A 16380-nucleotide genomic window follows, 5' to 3' on the forward strand; every position below is an offset into this window, starting at 1 on the left:
CCCGCCATACCGATACCTATGAAGCTGCCTATAACGGGCTGCGAACCTTTGTCTGTATCGTTATCGGTTGTGCGTTTTGGATACAGACACAATGGAGCGCTGGCAGTGCTGCATTGGCATTAACCGCGGTGAGTTGCGTACTCTATTCTGCTACCCCATCCCCCACCGACAGCATTGCAACGCTATTAAAAGCGATAGTTTTACTCTCTATTGGCTGCTTTATTCTGAAATTTGGCGTAATGGTACAAATTGATGATTTCTGGCCATTTGCTCTGCTGCTATTTCCTATTTTAATCACCATGCAAATGATGAAACTACAGCATCCGGCTTATGCCTCACTGTGGGGGCAATTAATTGTATTTATGGGCTCGTTCCTCAGTGTGGCGAATCCCCCCAGCTATGATTATCAAGAATTCCTTAATGACAATATTGGCAAGTTAGTTGGCGTGATGTTAGCGGGGGTGGCGTTTCAGGTATTGCGCCCCAGCTCTGATAAACGCAAAAGTCGGCGCATTATCCGCATGCTGCGGCGTGATTTTATTGATCAAATCAGCCGTCACCCACAGCAAAGTCAGAGTCAATTTGAATCACTGATATATCACCGTATTAATCAGCTCAATCTCAGTAACGATCAGCCTGCTCGTCTGTGGCTGCTCCGTTGGGGGATGGTGCTGCTCAATTGTAGCCATGTGGTCTGGCAGTTACGTGATTGGCAAACCACTTCAGCCCCCTTATCAGCGGTGCGGGATGTGGGTATTCACAGCCTTAAAGGATGTATGACTGAAAAAGGTGTGCAGCCCAGCTCGTTGCAGGCCACACTACAAGAATTGCAGCGCATGAGTGCTATTTTGGGTCAATACCCGGATGCCTCGGGCCGGGAGCTGGCGGAGCTAATCTGGCGATTATATTGCTCACTGACCCAGCTCCAACTTGCAGTACCTGGCGAAGAGAGTAAAACTGCGCCAGGCTTGACGCCAGGGAAAACTTAAGGCACATCATAACCCAGTGCAGCGCGGCGAATGCGGAACCACTGTTGGCGTGTCATCGTCAAGGAGAGCGAAGCCCAGGCGGCTTTCACCCGTTCTATCTTGCCGGAACCCATAATCGGTAACGGTGCCGATGGCAAACGCAGGATCCAGGTATAAACCACTTGTTCAATGCTTTCAGCGCCGATTTCATCCGCCACGGCTTGTAATTCATCACGCAAGGTCTGGAATTCCGGGTCACTGAACAAGCGGCCGCCCCCCAAACAAGACCACGCCATAGGTTTAATACGCAGCTGCTGACAGGCATCCAGTGTACCATCCACGATGGCAGGTTGGTGCAATGGTGATATTTCCACCTGATTAGTCACCAGCGAGAATGGCAGACGCGATTGCAACAAACTAAATTGGGCGGGCGTAAAGTTTGAAACACCGAAATGTTTTACTTTGCCACTTTTGTGTAGTTGAGTGAATGCTTCTGCCACTTCATCGGCATCCATCAATGGATCTGGGCGGTGAATCAGCAGCAAATCAAGATAATCAGTATGCAGATGGGTCAGTGATTGCTCAGCACTGGCAATAATATGTGAAGCGTCCGTAATGTAATGCCCCAGCGCATGCTCTGGTTTAGCGGTGGTCGCAATACCACATTTACTGACCAGTTCCAGTTGATCACGCAAGGAGGGTTTGAGGCGCAGCGCCTGTCCAAAGGCTTGTTCACACTGATAGCCGCCGTAAATATCGGCATGATCAGTGGTGGTAATACCCAATTCAATATGCTGCTCGATGAAGGCCAGCAACTGCTCAGGCGTCATATCCCATTCCATCAAGCGCCAATAACCGCAAATCATGCGTGAAAACTCAGGCCCAAAGGGAGCCAGTTGGCTACGTGTATCCATTGTTAGCTACCTCATTTGTTTATATGCCTATAAGCATACACAACCGACAGAAAGGTTAAATCCCCCCTGGCAATGAATTGATGGTCAATTGGGGGATGAGCGAGAGGATCGCCAGAAGTGCTAAAGCATAAATGTCATTAATTATCGACAATCAGAATAAGGAAGGTTGTTCTGGCAAGGGTTCATCCGCTTGTTTGTTGGCACGTTGCAATCGCAGTAACCGTTGATGACATAAACGCAGTACATCTCGTTTCTGCGGATCACTCATTTTTATCCAATTAAAGCGCTCATCCCGGCTACGCAGACAGCCACAACAAAAGCCACGGTCATCTGTCTGGCAGATACCGCGGCATGGGCTAGGAATGTCAAAAAACTCAAGTTGCTGAGACACTTCGCCTCCTGCTGGTTATAGCTTAATTGAAGACGGCTTCGCGGTTGCTGGCAAGCCTTTATTTTTCGTCAGTATGACAATATCCCTCAGTACCAAAGGGCCGCCCCGCAACCACTAAGGTTATCTTAAGTTTCACTCGATACCATTCAGGTAATTAGCGAACTGTAGGATCCCATTTTCACAATGAATGTTCGATATAAGTTACAGTGTAACGGTCTGGGTTTTATTCTTGCCAGCGCACTGTTTTTTACCCTTGGTCATAACGCCCTGTTTATGGCTAAAGCCTGGTCGCTGATCCGTTTTGATAGCAGTGATAGTTATTGCTTTGCCGCGACTATTCCGGTCGTGATTTTCTGTGCACTGAATATCATCTTTAGTCTGTTGGCCGTCCCTCTACTGCGTAAGCCAATTGTTATTCTGTTGCTATTGGGCAGCGCCGCAGCCAACGGTTTTATGTTCAGTTATGGTGCCGTCATCGACGCCAATATGATGCAAAATACCTTTGAGACCCACTCACAGGTTGCCACTGCCCTTTTCACACCACGGATGGCACTGTGGTTACTGGTGTCAGGTATTATCCCAGCTATTATTGTCTGTTTTGTCCGTATTCAGGTCACTCGCCCGTGGTGGTACATGTTGGGGCTACGTGCAGCAAATATTCTGCTATCAACACTGATTATTTTTTTGGTCGCAACGTTGTTTTATAAAGATTACGCATCGCTGATCCGTAATAATAAAAGCATCGTCAAAATGTTAACACCATCCAATTTTGTCAGCGGCAGTTTTCAATTGGCTAAAAATAAATATTTCACCCGTAACATGCCGTTGGTCACCATCGGTGAAGATGCCCATAAAGGCCCATTAATTAGCGGCCAACAACAAAAAACGTTGGTGATTGTGGTGGTGGGCGAAACAGCCCGCGCAGAGAACTTCTCCTTAGGGGGTTATGGTAGAGAAACCAACCCTCGCCTGCAAAAACAAGATGTGACTTATTTCAAAAAGGCATCATCCTGTGGCACAGAAACCGCCGTTTCCGTCCCTTGCATGTTCTCGAATATGACACGTAAAAATTATGATGCTGCGCTTGCCAAGCATCAGGAAGGCTTGATGGATATTCTTGCCCGCGCAGGCTTGAGTGTCTTATGGCGCGAAAATGATGGTAGCTGTAAAGGTGCCTGCGATCGTATTCCACATCAAAATGTGACCCAATTGCAATTAGCCGCCGATTGTGAAAATGGTGTCTGCTTAGATAACGCACTGTTGTACAAATTAGAAAATTATATCAATGGGCTACAAAATGATGCGGTCATTGTTTTACACCAAATGGGCAGCCGTGGCCCGGCGTATTATCGCCGTTCTTCGCCAGAGATACGTCAATTCACTCCAACCTGCAATAGCAACCAAATTCAGGATTGCACCTCACAGGAACTGGTCAACACCTACGATAATTCTATTCTTTATACCGATACAATGTTGGATAACACCATTAAATTGCTGCAACAGCATAATAGTCGGTTTAATACCGCGCTGGTTTATCTCTCTGATCACGGTGAGTCATTGGGCGAAAATGGCCTGTATTTACACGGTGCGCCCTATATGTTCGCCCCTGATCAGCAAACACATATACCTTTCTTAATGTGGTTATCGCCTGAATATACAAAAAACTATGGTATTGACCGCCAGTGCTTATCTAAGAGAGCACAACATGATGAAATATCTCAGGATAATTTATTCCACACGCTATTAGGAATGGTAAATATTCAAACCACTGAATATCAACCTGGAATGGATTTGCTACAGAAATGTCGGACTCAGCGCGAGTAAAACAACCAAAAAGTGTCGATAAAAGATGATGCCAGCGCCCCTCTGCTGGCATTTTTCTCTTGACCTAGACCGATTGGTCTATTACGCTTTTGCCTATGAACAAAATACAGTATACGCATGTAGATACCCGTGAACATCTGTTGGCAACTGGCGAGCACCTCAGCCTGCGCCTCGGTTTTAATGGCATGGGTCTTAGTCTGTTACTGACCACGGCGGGTATCCCAAAAGGCTCGTTTTATCACTATTTCCGTTCGAAGGAGGTTTTTGGTGAGGCGATGTTACAGCGTTATTTTGATCGTTATGACGCGGAGATGGAAAGCCTGCTAATCGGTTCACCAGGTGACAAGCGCCACCATCTGCTGCACTATTTTGCTCAAGCTATTGCTAATTATTGTGGCAGTGAATGTCATAACGCTTGTCTGGCGGTTAAGCTATCAGCCGAAGTGAGTGATTTATCCGAACCCATGCGTCATGCATTAGATATCGGTACCGCTCGTGTCATTGGTCGTTTGCAAGATGCCATTGAAACCGGTATTGATGAAGGCTCGCTGCGCATCACTCTCTCCCCGGCGGCAACCGCAGAAACACTGTATGCCTTGTGGCTTGGTGCTTCACTGCGGGCAAAAGTGAAACGATCGGTTGCTCCACTGACCTGTGCGCTGGAAAGTATCGAACTAATCTTACAACCAACCCAATAATCCAATGATCCTGAACCCGCTTTTTCAGGTTTTACCCCGTCACTAGTCGACTGGTCTATTAATATAGGACGCATCATGAAGACTGCTAAACTGTTCTCCCCTTTGAAGGTTGGCGCGCTCACTTTACCAAACCGTATATTTATGGCTCCACTGACTCGCTTACGCAGCATTGAGCCAGGTGATATTCCAACACCGTTAATGGCTGAATATTATCGTCAACGGGCAAGTGCTGGTTTAATCATCACTGAAGCGACCCAGATTTCTTTCCAGGCGAAGGGCTATGCCGGTGCTCCGGGGTTACACACTCCGGAGCAGTTGAACGCATGGAAAAAAATCACGCAGGCGGTACATGAAGAAGGCGGTCATATTGCCGTGCAGTTATGGCATGTTGGCCGTATTTCTCACAACAGCGTGCAACCGGGTCAGCAAGCGCCAGTAGCCCCTTCAGCTATTGCCGCTGATACCCGCACTACGGTGCGTGATGAAACCGGTGCCTGGGTACGTGTTCCCTGCTCCACCCCGCGCGCGCTGGAAACAGCAGAGATCCCTGGCATCATTAATGACTTCCGTCAGGCAACAGCTAATGCCCGGGAAGCCGGTTTTGACTACATTGAACTGCATGCCGCCCACGGCTACCTGTTGCATCAATTTATGTCTCCGGCATCAAATCAGCGTACCGATCAATACGGTGGCAGCATTGAAAATCGTACTCGTCTGACACTGGAAGTGGTCGATGCCACCACGGCGGAATGGGGTGCTGAGCATATCGGCATCCGTATTTCACCCTTGGGGCCATTCAATGGCTTAGATAATGGTGAGGATCAAGAAGAAGCCGCGCTGTATCTGATTGATGAGTTAAACCAACGTAATATCGCTTATCTGCACATTTCCGAGCCTGACTGGGCCGGTGGCAAGCCTTACTCAGACGCATTCCGTGATGCCGTCCGCGCCCGTTTCAACGGCGTTATTGTGGGAGCTGGCGCATATACTGCGGATAAAGCAGAAAGCCTGATTGAGAAGGGGTTCATCGATGCGGTTGCCTTTGGCCGCAGCTATATTGCTAACCCGGACTTGGTCACTCGTCTGCAACAGCATGCACCATTGAATGAGCCAGACGGCGATACCTTCTATGGCGGCGGCGCTAAAGGCTATACCGACTACCCGACGCTGTAATCTATTAATCTATTTGTTTCATCGCGGTCAGGCCACGCCTGACCGTTCTTATTTGCACCACGGTCCAACACAAGAAACTGAACTTCATAGGGTAGTGAGTGGAATGATATTACTATATCATTATAAATTAACGTTGATTTATAATGAGTTTTAAATTTTAACTTATTGATTATAAAGAGGTATTATGAAACGCTTACTCCATACCATGATCCGCGTCGGTGACCTGCAACGCTCCATCGATTTCTACACCAAGGTATTAGGGATGCGTTTACTGCGTACCAGCGAAAATACTGAGTATAAATACTCACTGGCTTTCGTCGGTTATAGCGATGAAAATGAAGGCTCAGTGATTGAATTGACCTATAACTGGGACGTAGACAGCTACGAAATGGGGACTGCATTTGGTCATCTGGCACTGGGCGTAGACGACGTGGCCGCTACCTGTGACCAAATTCGTCAGGCGGGGGGGAAAGTCACCCGTGAGGCTGGCCCGGTTAAAGGCGGTAATACCATTATTGCTTTTGTCGAAGATCCCGACGGCTACAAAATCGAGTTAATCGAGAATAAGAGCGCCGGACACGGCCTTGGCAACTGATTAGCTTAAGGGCACCGGTAGGGTGCCTTTTTTCTCATCGCGATATCCCCCTGCATCCCGCGCTAAAATTTGACATAATGCGCGCTGAATTCGATGAAGATAAGAAACTGATGGCAGATAAAAGTGACCTTAACGCCCTGAGTGGCCGTTTTCGTGGGTATTACCCCGTAGTAATTGATGTAGAAACCGCCGGTTTTAATGCGCAAACCGATGCATTATTAGAAATTGCCGCAGTGACCTTACAGATGAACCAAGATGGTTGGTTATTACCTGATGAAACGCTGCATTTCCATGTCGAACCGTTTGAAGGTGCTAATCTGCAACCAGAAGCACTGGCGTTTAATGGCATCGATCCTACTAATCCTTTACGTGGCGCAGTCACTGAATACGACGCCCTACACGCGATTTTTAAAGCCGTTCGCAACGGGCTGAAAGAAAAAGGCTGTAACCGGGCAATCATCGTGGCACACAACGCCAATTTTGATCATAGCTTTGTCATGGCTGCGGCTGAACGTGCCAGTTTGAAGCGCAACCCGTTCCATCCGTTCGCCACTTTTGATACCGCAGCACTGAGCGGGCTGGTGCTTGGGCAAACCGTGCTGGCAAAAGCCTGCCTTACAGCCGGTATTCCGTTTGATAGCAGTCAGGCGCACTCTGCTTTATACGACACAATGCAAACGGCAAAATTGTTCTGTGAGCTGGTTAATCGCTGGAAGAGACTGGGCGGCTGGCCAATACCCGCAGGGGAATCCGAGTAACCCGCTCTTCATAAGAAAATCACGATTTCACCCACAAAAAGGTGGCCCGAAAGCCACCTTTTTGTGTTTGTTGCACTGACTCACAACGCACATTACTCTGTGGCTGGCTGATCTTCTTGGGTACGGTATTTATCCGCAGTTTCCTTCAACAACTGTTGCAGTTCACCACGTTGATACATTTCCATCAGGATGTCGCAACCACCCACTAACTCGCCATCAACCCACAACTGCGGGAACGTCGGCCAGTTGGCATATTTAGGTAACTCAGCACGAATATCTGGGTTTTGCAGAATATCAACATAAGCAAAGCGCTCACCACAGGCTGACAACGCCTGCACAGCCTGTGCAGAGAAACCGCAGTTTGGCAGCTTAGGTGAACCCTTCATATAAAGCAGGATTGGGTTTTCTGCTATCTGGCGCTGAATTTTATCAATCGTCGTCATTTCTTGCTTCCTCAAGCCATAGAGTGGCTACAATACTTTTTCTCAATTTAATTATTGCGTCCGGCCTATTGTAGCGACTGTCATCACAGGAATAAAACGCCATCTTTTGCAGGGGCTTTACTCGTTGGTCGAATGGTTATATTGTCAGCTACAAATATGTGCGTTTAGAATAACATTTTTGATCCCATCACTTCACTACTATCTTCTTCATGGGACTCTGGGAATATGCCGTAGCTAACCCGTTGACGGATGGTTGATTTAAGGCCATTAACCGCATAAAAAAGCGGCAATTATCAAGCCATTAATGTTTTCTCACAATATCGATTGGGATCCAGTAGCTCTCTGCTTTTTTATATCGCGAGTTTCAGCAATACTGTGACTCTTCATATTCATCTCAGGGCCAAGGTTGGTAGCGTTATTATGCGTTTAATACTTACGCTGTTTGTGCTGCTGTTTACCCAGCTATTTTTAAATTTGGCGCATGCGTCGCCGCAGGCACCGGTTTCTGCTGAGCAAAAGAAAGGTCAGGCCAGTCAGGCCAGCCCTGACTTTCGTAAAAAGCGTAAAGCAAATAAAAGCAGCAAGAAAGTCAAAGTAGCCAGTAATAAAACCGCCACCAGCAAGACCATCCCCAACAAAACGGCCGTCAGCAAAAATAAAAAGAAAGTGACTGCTAAAAAAAACCATCTTAAAACTGTCGCTAATCCAAAGGTGGCGGCGGTTAAAAAAACAGAAAAAGTCGCTTATGGTCGGCATCGAAATAAAAATCAGGGTAAAGCCAGCACAGAATTAATCGCCAATGAGAAGCTAAAACTCAGTCCAGCACATAAAAAACGCTATCAACACGCTAAACAGACTGCAATGAGTAAACTGATGAAACAAGTCGGTAAACCGTATCGCTGGGGCGGTTCCTCCCCGAATACCGGTTTCGATTGCAGTGGACTTATCTATTACGCCTATAAAGATGTGATCAGAATAAAAATGCCACGCACCGCTAATGAGATGTATCACCTACGCGATGCCGCACCGGTCAAACGCACCGAATTGGAGAGCGGTGATTTAGTGTTCTTCAATATTGCCAATCGTGGTGTTGCCGATCATGTCGGCGTTTATTTAGGTAACGGTAAGTTTATTCAGTCCCCACGTACTGGTGAAGAAATCCGTATCAGCATGCTGGACAATGACTACTGGCAAGATCATTACGTTGGCGCGCGTCGAGTGGTCACACCGAAAACCATCCGCTAATACTGCTGTCAGCACCCGGCAGCTCTACTGGGTGCTCTACTTATAACCGCCACACAATAACCACCCAGACTATATGGTTATATCTGTTATTTCGGTTAAAAGTTGTTAAAATCAATGCCCAAACAAAAATACAACAATTATTGATTTAACCGCTCTTCACCCCGTCATAACCGGTAGTTATTGGTGGGATTTGAGGCGCAAACACCCTGAGTAAGCCCGAAAGGAGAGAACTATGTCTTTTGAACTACCTGCATTACCTTATGCGCAAAATGCGCTGGAACCGCACATCTCTGCTGAGACGCTGGAATACCATTATGGTAAGCATCACCACACCTATGTGGTCAATCTTAATAATTTGATTAAAGATACTGAGTTTGCGGCTAAATCGTTGGAAGAAATTGTTAAAACCTCCAGTGGCGGTGTATTCAACAATGCGGCCCAAGTATGGAACCACACCTTCTACTGGCATTGTCTGTCGCCAAATGGTGGCGGCGAACCTGGCGGCAAAGTTGCCGATGCCATTAATCAATCATTTGGTTCTTTTGCCGAATTTAAAGCACAGTTTACCGATGCGGCAATAAAGAACTTTGGCGCAGGTTGGACTTGGTTGGTTAAAAAAGCAGATGGCACACTGGCGATTGTCAGTACCTCTAATGCAGCGACGCCACTAACCACCAATGACAAGCCAGTGCTAACCGTGGATGTGTGGGAACACGCCTACTATATTGATTACCGTAATGCGCGACCAAAATACCTGGAAAACTTCTGGGCGCTGGTTAACTGGTCTTTCGTTGAGAAGAATTTAGCCTGACACGGCATAATACGAGAGCAAAGAAGCGTTAGCTCTATTAGTAAGCAATAGCGCGAGAGTGGGCAGTCACCATAAGTAGGGCGGGTTAACCGCCCTACTTATCACTTTACACCGGCAAGCGGCTTAATTAATTCATTACCGCCACAAAGCTAAAAGCAATAATCATCGCCAGCGCACCAACAGTCGTAATCAGCGACATTTTCAGATTGGTATCCATAAAAATTCCTCAGCCGGTTAATTTATCGTAGGGAAAAGGCACATAGTTAGTGTGTTAAACTATTTTCCCACAGTTCAGGAAAAAAATCTTGTGCTCCTTACACACTTTATAACGTTGATTATCTCTTTCACTTTCTCTCCAGATCAGCCAAAATTCGCAGTTCATAACTGCATACCGACTAATAACGTCCAATAAAACCGCTCAGACAGCCTGCTGATTCAACTTACCAGCCTAATATCGTGTTCTGTTTGAGAGTTTTCGCGTAATGCAGGCAAACGATTAACATAATACTTACCAATGTAACAGGTAAGCTTAGGAGTCATTCTTTTTATGGCAACGATTAAAGATGTGGCAAAACACGCGGGTGTGTCTACCACCACCGTTTCGCACGTTATCAACAAAACTCGTTTCGTCGCCGAAAATACCAAGATAGCCGTATGGGCTGCTATTAAAGAACTGCATTATTCGCCCAGTGCGGTGGCCCGCAGTTTGAAAGTTAATCACACCAAATCAATTGGCTTGCTGGCAACATCCAGCGAAGCGCCCTATTTTGCCGAAGTGATCGAAGCAGTCGAAAACAGTTGTTACAGCAAAGGATACACCCTGATTTTATGTAACTCTCATAATAATCTGGACAAACAAAAAGCCTACCTGGCAATGTTGGCACAAAAGCGTGTCGATGGGTTATTAGTGATGTGTTCTGAATATCCTGAGCAATTACTCGGGATGTTAGAAGAATATCGGAATATCCCGATGGTGGTGATGGATTGGGGTACTGCACGCGGCGATTTTACTGATTCAATCATTGATAATGCGTTTGACGGGGGCTATTTGGCTGGCCGTTATCTGATTGACCGCGGTCATCGTGATATTGGTGCTATCCCCGGTCAGTTATCCCGCAATACCGGTGGTGGCCGTCATCAAGGTTTTATTAAGGCGCTGGAAGAAGCCAATATCACCTTGCGTGACGAATGGGTGGTTCAAGGCGATTTCGAGCCAGAATCCGGTTATACCGCCATGCGTCAAATTCTAAGCCAAAAGCACCGTCCGACTGCCGTGTTCTGTGGCGGTGATATTATGGCCATGGGCGCGATATGTGCCGCCAATGAGTTGGGCCTGCGCGTGCCACAAGATATTTCGGTGATCGGCTATGACAATGTGCGTAACGCACGCTATTTTTCTCCGGCGTTGACCACCATTCATCAGCCCAAAGAGAGGCTGGGGGAAAGTGCTTTTGCCATGTTACTTGATCGTATTGTCAGCAAACGCGAAGATCCACAGACCATTGAGGTTCATCCTAAATTGATTGAGCGCCGTTCTGTTGCTGATGGCCCGTTCCGCGATTACCGCCGCTAATCTTCGTCTGCCGGTAGTATCCCGTACTACCGGTTGTTTATCCTGCCAAAACCGGCCATCAATCACTGACGGAGGGTTGACTATCGTCTCTCAGCCATTCAGTATTAAGCGTGACACTGTCACCCAAATACTCAAGTAACCAAGCCAATGCCGGTGAATGGTTATGTTGCTCCCAGGTGAGGCAACAGGGGCTGTCAGGTAGCGGTTCAGCTAACGTCAGCACAACCAGTTTCCCTTGTTCAATTAACGGCGATACCATGTGCGCAGGCACCATTCCAATACATAACCCCGCACACAGACAATCAATTCCCGTTACGGTTGTGTCGCGTTAACGGAGGAAAGACGAAAAAATCTGGGCTGTCTGGTTTTTAGGCGGCAAACAAATAAAATTGTTCCGCCGGTGATAAATGCTCCCCGCCAGGATGCTGAAGTTGTCCTTTACGTATCATGTGCACTAACTCAATACCTGCCAATATCGTCTGCGCTCGCCGAAATGATTTGAATCCCAACATCGACCGTATTCGCCGTTTGATATTTCGGCGGTCCTGTTCAATCAGGTTGTTCAAGTATTTACTCTGTCTGACAGTGATGGGTTCTTCTTCTGGTTTGTCTGCATTGAGTGTGGTTAGGGCGGCGGCGGCATCCCGTTTGGCGGTCAGCAGGAAGTCGATGGTCTGGCCTGCAGTATCGACCGCTCGGTATAAATATTTCCACTGACCTTTGACTTTGATGTAGGTTTCATCCATGCGCCACCGACGACCTACTGAGCGTTTATGTTGGCGAAACGCCTTATCCAGCAAGGGCACCAGGCGGATAACCCAGCGGTGGACCAAGGCGCTGACATTCCATTTAGTTGTTTGATCCTGGCTGATCGCCATGCTCCTCCAACTGTTGCACGTCAACAAATACGCCGTCAGGATCGTATTCAAGCCGGAGTCTTTGCAGTTTCTCCCAGTTCTCTGCGGCGAAGCACATGCTGGTCTCGCCCGCCCTTGTCTCAAGATCGTACTCGTTGATATAACTGCTACGGGCAATCTCCTGAAGCTCATCATACATCCGTTTTAACCAATATTGATTGACACTGTCATCTTTTGCATCATCCCACTGGGCGTAGGTCGATACAAAGAACTTGCCGTGTGCCGAAAATGCTGCTTGCGGATAGGTGGTCACACCCCGCCATAAAATCGTTGTAAGGGAACTCCGGGACGGCGCGTCTGATAAATACTGGGATAGGATGGAAACCAATTCTTGCGTGTTATCTGTAAGGATATTGTCGGCATAAAACCTTTTTGATACCACCATGCTGTTGAACTGCTCGTAAATGGCCTCGAAGTTTGAGGGCTGATTGATGGCCAAGGCTGTAAGTGGCAGCTCTAGGCTGGTTTCAAAAGATTCGCGTAGCGCTTGCGCCTCTTGCGGGCTATCGGTAAACGCCAAAATATTTAACAGCACTGTTGGTGTGCCACCCGATGTCGGGGGGCTGACAGAAATCATCACCTGAAGATTTGTAGGGGGAGATGCGTCTTCAAGTCTCGCCAATAAATCGTGCAAATGCGTGAAAGGTAGCGTATATGAGCTGTTGGTTATTACCCGAGGCAGTGAGTAGCAGCTGAGATAAAAACGGGTCACAACAAAAAACGAACAGGGTCCAGCGCCACGAGCGGCCCAGAACAAGTCTGGCTCCTGGGTTTCGGAAACATGTCGTAAACGACCGTCTGCGGTGACAATGTCCAAGGCTTGTACGTTGAATACGCTCATTCCTCCCCATTGGCTACAGTTGATCCCGAGCCCTCCCCCCAACAGGAATCCGCTGATACCCACTTCTTTTACATGCCCTGTCGGAAAAGCCAAACCTTTAGCCGCCAGTGCATGACTCAATTGACCACTACTGACCCCAGATTCAACGATGGCGCGTTTGCGCCGGCTATCGATATCAAGTCCCTTCAAGCCGGAAATGTCCAACATCAGCGTATCAACGCGAAGAAAACAACCGGAGTAATTGTGCCCACTTCCACGCACGCTCACTTCCATGCTTCGCTCCTTGGCAAATACAATCGCGCGAATCACATCGGCCTCAGTCGCAGCGCGTACTATTCCAGCAGGTCTACGTGTTGGGCCTCGACCGTTCCAGACACTGGTGAGATACCACTCATCAAAGGCGGGATGCGAAGCAAGGCGAACCTCGCCATCCAGTTGCGATGCCAGCTTCAGTAGAGACAGAGAAGTCTGCGTAGCGGCGGGTATTCCCAGATCCTGGCTGACGATGGAATAGAGTCGTTTCGGTTTGAACCCCAAGTGAGTCTTGATGTGGGAATTCAAGCGGCCGCACTCGATAAGATTAATTCCTCTTTCGAATGCATAGCGATACACGGCAGACACGCCCAAGGTGTAAGGGCTGAAATCGGAACTCTCATAACCCATGCCGGCCGACCAGACATGGAGAGCGCCGTCTTCCTCGAAGCAGATAAAGCCGCTGACAATTTGCCCGTTCTGTTCTACGACGATAAGGCGAACCAGATCACCGCAAAAATGGCAAAAAACAGCCAATTGTGATTCTGGCCAATAATAGGGCGTCCCCAGCCGTTTGGTGGTCAAATGATACAACCGGGCCAGTTTCTCAATTTCATTATCAAAGGGAGGAGCAAGTATTCGAACTTTGGCATCGCTGTGATTAAAGATACGAAGCTGGCGTATCATTTCGTAATGCCCATAGTTGGGCAAAGGCTGCACAAAACTGTCAAAATCCGGAAAAGCATCCAGTTCGATTGAAAATTTATCCGCCATGTAGTTTATATTTAGCCCATTACGTTGAGCCTCACGCAAGAGCACACCATCCTGTACATTGAGAAAACAGAAATAACGTGCCTGCTCAGCCTGAGCGATAACCGTAATAGCATCGAATATTCGTGCGTAAAGACTTGGGTCGTGACTTAACGTCGGTATCGTGGTATCCGTACAATGTATAATATGACTAAACAGTCCGCGCTCTTCAGATTCTACCGAGAGCTTAGTGGAGGAAACCAATAACCCTAACGGATCAACGGACCGAAATTCTTGAAGATAAATCGGAACCAGCGCAATCAGCCTCCCCTCGTCTCGCGCAAGCAAATAGAAAATTTTACTGACGTTTAACAACGGTGATTGTTCAGCCGCGATAAGAAATCGCAGATCGTAAAATAGGGGTGCCTTGCTTTGAAGAAAAAACGCGCGATACTCAGCAGGATCCAGGTCTTTAGCAGTATTGAGAATATCAATGGTTGTCGTCATTAAAGCCTCCATGGTTTATTGGATTGGCAGATAATTTGACTGAATGGCAATAGGCAACATTAAAAAAAACAGCATGTTACCTTTCTGCACCTTAATGCGACAGAAGCCCCCGCACTCCTGATTTTCACTTATGGCAACAAAAGCCTTTTCTTCTTATTGTGCTGTGTATCCACCATCTATCGTAATCGTTTGTCCAGTAATAGCTGTCACGTTATCTTCTGCAAGAAAAACAATAGTATGTGCAACCTCTTCCTGAGTGGTAAAACGCTTGTTTGGCATCATTTCTATAAATGTCTTTTTATTGTTTTCACTATGGCCTAAAAAACGATCAAACATTTTTCCTTCTACGGGCCCTGGGGAAATCGAATTAACCCTAACGCCAGTAGTTGCAACTTCCAGAGCTGCTGTTTTGGTCAATCCCTCAATTGCGTGTTTACTTGCAACATAAATCCCAGTGTTAGGGAGGCCAACGATACCAGCAATTGAAGATATATTGATGATGCTACCTTTTCCTCTTTCCACCATCACAGGAATTTGATATTTCATTGCCAGCAGAGTACCTAATACGTTGGTATTGAATACCAAATGAAAGTTATCTTGGGTTACGGCTTGGATCTCTGCAGTTTCACCTACCGTGCCTGCACAATTTACAGCTACATCCAACGAGTCGAATCGCTCCAGAGTCATCTCGATAAGGTGCTTTATATCTGATTCACTATTCATATCAGCATTAACATAAAGTACGTCTTTATTAATGAGTTTGAGGGCATTTAATATCACTTCTCCTTCTTCGGGTCGGCGACCTGAAAACACGACATTATAGCCCATTTCAGAGAATAGCTTAGTCGCCGCATTCCCAATCCCAGAAAGCGCCCCCGTTATCAATATTGTTTTTTTCATGTAATACCTATTTTTATAGAGTGTAACTCGATACATGCCATTGCCTTAAAAATACACTTATGGCAACTTCAGTTAATTTTTATTTAAAAATAAAAATAAAAACAAGCATGACAGTTTAAAATACTCACACCATACATATTCACCGAAATTTACTGTTCCTATACCCTAGACTAGGGAAAATGATTTTCACAGCGTGTTATATTAATATGAAATATTCCTTATGATAAAAAACATACCTCAGTGTTAAATCCCATAATTACAGCATTAATCGACATAATCAATTGTAGTTAGTGGGTAAGTTGAGTTCTCTCCCAAAAAAACATCAATAATTCTTATTTAAAAAACAAATAAAAAACTAATTACTTCAATTAATTGTGTTTTATTTAAATAGAAAATGACTCTTTTACAGCATCTATGGATGCAACTAGCATTCTTGAATACACTGTATATACTTTCTATTAAACCAGTTATCGATAATCTCTTAAGTAGGAGATGAATTACAGATGACTATGATGTGACTAAATAAAAAGGAGCCGATATGATGGTAAGTACTGGTTGTTATTACATTTATGGCGTCTGTGGGACACGCGATTATAGCCTGTTCATTGATTATGTGTGCGAGTCGATCCCAACACATGAAATGTATTTATTGCAGCAGATAGAACTTTGCCCAGATCAGATATTGCATGATTGGCAAGTTAGTCAGAACCCTCAGATTTCCGAAGTGTTTGAAATAGAGAACGTTTCCTCCGAAGAAGATGCTGAAGAAGCGGTCTTATTTTGGAGAGCATATTTTAGTTCACTTGGCGAAACGGTCATT

The 16380-nt window shown here is 46.4% G+C and carries 17 protein-coding genes and 1 pseudogene; 10 read left to right on the plus strand and 8 right to left on the minus strand.

Annotated elements, in window-relative coordinates; all coding sequences use genetic code 11:
• On the plus strand, positions 1-989 hold a 989-nt coding region (locus AEP37_RS27195), incomplete at its 5' end, for an FUSC family protein (RefSeq protein WP_244880770.1).
• On the opposite strand, the gene AEP37_RS07680 is transcribed toward AEP37_RS27195, so the two are convergent.
• Both AEP37_RS07680 and AEP37_RS07685 read right to left on the minus strand, forming a co-directional pair.
• Positions 986-1882, minus strand: a complete 897-nt coding sequence (locus AEP37_RS07680; protein ID WP_049612064.1) for an aldo/keto reductase — start codon at positions 1880-1882, stop codon at positions 986-988. The two genes, AEP37_RS27195 and AEP37_RS07680, sit on opposite strands and share 4 nt — an antisense overlap.
• Before the next feature lie 151 nt (positions 1883-2033).
• Positions 2034-2273, minus strand: coding sequence for a DUF1289 domain-containing protein (locus tag AEP37_RS07685; protein WP_049612066.1), 240 nt, complete (start codon positions 2271-2273; stop codon positions 2034-2036).
• Between the two features lie 183 nt (positions 2274-2456).
• On the opposite strand from AEP37_RS07685, the gene eptA reads away from it, so the two are divergent.
• The 5 genes from eptA (at position 2457) to rnt (ending at position 7321) form a co-directional block, all read left to right on the plus strand.
• Positions 2457-4097 carry a phosphoethanolamine transferase EptA gene (gene eptA, locus AEP37_RS07690; RefSeq protein WP_049612068.1) on the plus strand — a complete coding sequence of 547 codons (1641 nt, stop codon included), beginning with the start codon at positions 2457-2459 and terminating at the stop codon, positions 4095-4097.
• 95 nt (positions 4098-4192) lie between these two features.
• Positions 4193-4795 (plus strand): TetR/AcrR family transcriptional regulator, encoded by a 603-nt coding sequence (locus AEP37_RS07695; protein ID WP_049612070.1) that lies wholly within the window; start codon positions 4193-4195, stop codon positions 4793-4795.
• A gap of 75 nt (positions 4796-4870) precedes the next feature.
• Positions 4871-5968, plus strand: coding sequence for an alkene reductase (gene nemA / locus AEP37_RS07700; protein ID WP_049612072.1), 1098 nt, complete (start codon positions 4871-4873; stop codon positions 5966-5968).
• 184 nt (positions 5969-6152) lie between these two features.
• Positions 6153-6563, plus strand: coding sequence for a lactoylglutathione lyase (gene gloA / locus AEP37_RS07705; RefSeq protein WP_156168549.1), 411 nt, complete (start codon positions 6153-6155; stop codon positions 6561-6563).
• A gap of 77 nt (positions 6564-6640) precedes the next feature.
• Positions 6641-7321, plus strand: coding sequence for a ribonuclease T (gene rnt / locus AEP37_RS07710; protein ID WP_049612073.1), 681 nt, complete (start codon positions 6641-6643; stop codon positions 7319-7321).
• Positions 7322-7413: 92 nt separating this feature from the next.
• Here the strand turns inward: rnt and AEP37_RS07715 are convergent, their stop codons facing one another.
• Positions 7414-7764 carry a Grx4 family monothiol glutaredoxin gene (locus tag AEP37_RS07715; protein WP_049612076.1) on the minus strand — a complete coding sequence of 117 codons (351 nt, stop codon included), beginning with the start codon at positions 7762-7764 and terminating at the stop codon, positions 7414-7416.
• Positions 7765-8184: 420 nt separating this feature from the next.
• On the opposite strand from AEP37_RS07715, the gene AEP37_RS07720 reads away from it, so the two are divergent.
• Entirely contained in the window at positions 8185-9009 is an 825-nt protein-coding gene (locus AEP37_RS07720) for a C40 family peptidase (protein ID WP_049612077.1), read from the plus strand.
• A gap of 232 nt (positions 9010-9241) precedes the next feature.
• Entirely contained in the window at positions 9242-9820 is a 579-nt protein-coding gene (gene sodB / locus AEP37_RS07725; RefSeq protein WP_049612079.1) for a superoxide dismutase [Fe], read from the plus strand.
• A gap of 127 nt (positions 9821-9947) precedes the next feature.
• Here the strand turns inward: sodB and cydH are convergent, their stop codons facing one another.
• Positions 9948-10037, minus strand: coding sequence for a cytochrome bd-I oxidase subunit CydH (gene cydH, locus AEP37_RS26025; protein WP_016266160.1), 90 nt, complete (start codon positions 10035-10037; stop codon positions 9948-9950).
• A gap of 330 nt (positions 10038-10367) precedes the next feature.
• Here cydH and purR point away from each other — a divergent pair, with 330 nt between their 5' ends.
• A complete protein-coding gene (purR, locus tag AEP37_RS07730) occupies positions 10368-11393 on the plus strand; it encodes an HTH-type transcriptional repressor PurR (RefSeq protein ID WP_049612081.1) in 1026 nt (341 codons plus the stop codon).
• 58 nt (positions 11394-11451) lie between these two features.
• On the opposite strand, the pseudogene AEP37_RS07735 reads toward purR, so the two are convergent.
• The 4 genes and pseudogenes from AEP37_RS07735 to AEP37_RS07750 form a co-directional block, all read right to left on the minus strand.
• A pseudogene (locus AEP37_RS07735) lies at positions 11452-11706 on the minus strand (LysR substrate-binding domain-containing protein); the annotation flags it as partial.
• A gap of 55 nt (positions 11707-11761) precedes the next feature.
• Positions 11762-12322 (minus strand): DDE-type integrase/transposase/recombinase, encoded by a 561-nt coding sequence (locus AEP37_RS07740; RefSeq protein ID WP_082170723.1) that lies wholly within the window; start codon positions 12320-12322, stop codon positions 11762-11764.
• Complete coding sequence (locus AEP37_RS07745; protein ID WP_049612087.1) at positions 12243-14660, minus strand: GNAT family N-acetyltransferase; 2418 nt, start codon at positions 14658-14660, stop codon at positions 12243-12245. The genes AEP37_RS07740 and AEP37_RS07745 overlap by 80 nt, the downstream gene beginning before the upstream one ends.
• 153 nt (positions 14661-14813) lie before the next feature.
• Positions 14814-15560 carry an SDR family NAD(P)-dependent oxidoreductase gene (locus AEP37_RS07750; RefSeq protein ID WP_049612115.1) on the minus strand — a complete coding sequence of 249 codons (747 nt, stop codon included), beginning with the start codon at positions 15558-15560 and terminating at the stop codon, positions 14814-14816.
• Between the two features lie 640 nt (positions 15561-16200).
• On the opposite strand from AEP37_RS07750, the gene AEP37_RS26515 reads away from it, so the two are divergent.
• Positions 16201-16380 (plus strand): hypothetical protein (locus AEP37_RS26515; protein ID WP_049612117.1); only part of this gene is annotated, 180 nt, incomplete at its 3' end.

Origin of the sequence: Yersinia pekkanenii (assembly GCF_001152565.1) — a bacterium.
GTDB lineage: Bacteria > Pseudomonadota > Gammaproteobacteria > Enterobacterales > Enterobacteriaceae > Yersinia > Yersinia pekkanenii.

Bases quoted from the DNA above. Each gene is read 5' to 3' on its own strand.
- sodB (WP_049612079.1), top strand. From the start codon at position 9,242: ATGTCTTTTGAACTACCTGCATTACCTTATGCGCAAAATGCGCTGGAA.
- gloA (WP_156168549.1), top strand. From the start codon at position 6,153: ATGAAACGCTTACTCCATACCATGATCCGCGTCGGTGACCTGCAACGC.
- AEP37_RS07715 (WP_049612076.1), bottom strand. From the start codon at position 7,764: ATGACGACGATTGATAAAATTCAGCGCCAGATAGCAGAAAACCCAATC.
- AEP37_RS07750 (WP_049612115.1), bottom strand. From the start codon at position 15,560: ATGAAAAAAACAATATTGATAACGGGGGCGCTTTCTGGGATTGGGAAT.
- purR (WP_049612081.1), top strand. From the start codon at position 10,368: ATGGCAACGATTAAAGATGTGGCAAAACACGCGGGTGTGTCTACCACC.
- nemA (WP_049612072.1), top strand. From the start codon at position 4,871: ATGAAGACTGCTAAACTGTTCTCCCCTTTGAAGGTTGGCGCGCTCACT.
- eptA (WP_049612068.1), top strand. From the start codon at position 2,457: ATGAATGTTCGATATAAGTTACAGTGTAACGGTCTGGGTTTTATTCTT.
- AEP37_RS07680 (WP_049612064.1), bottom strand. From the start codon at position 1,882: ATGGATACACGTAGCCAACTGGCTCCCTTTGGGCCTGAGTTTTCACGC.
- rnt (WP_049612073.1), top strand. From the start codon at position 6,641: ATGCGCGCTGAATTCGATGAAGATAAGAAACTGATGGCAGATAAAAGT.
- AEP37_RS07720 (WP_049612077.1), top strand. From the start codon at position 8,185: ATGCGTTTAATACTTACGCTGTTTGTGCTGCTGTTTACCCAGCTATTT.
- cydH (WP_016266160.1), bottom strand. From the start codon at position 10,037: ATGGATACCAATCTGAAAATGTCGCTGATTACGACTGTTGGTGCGCTG.
- AEP37_RS07745 (WP_049612087.1), bottom strand. From the start codon at position 14,660: ATGACGACAACCATTGATATTCTCAATACTGCTAAAGACCTGGATCCT.
- AEP37_RS07695 (WP_049612070.1), top strand. From the start codon at position 4,193: ATGAACAAAATACAGTATACGCATGTAGATACCCGTGAACATCTGTTG.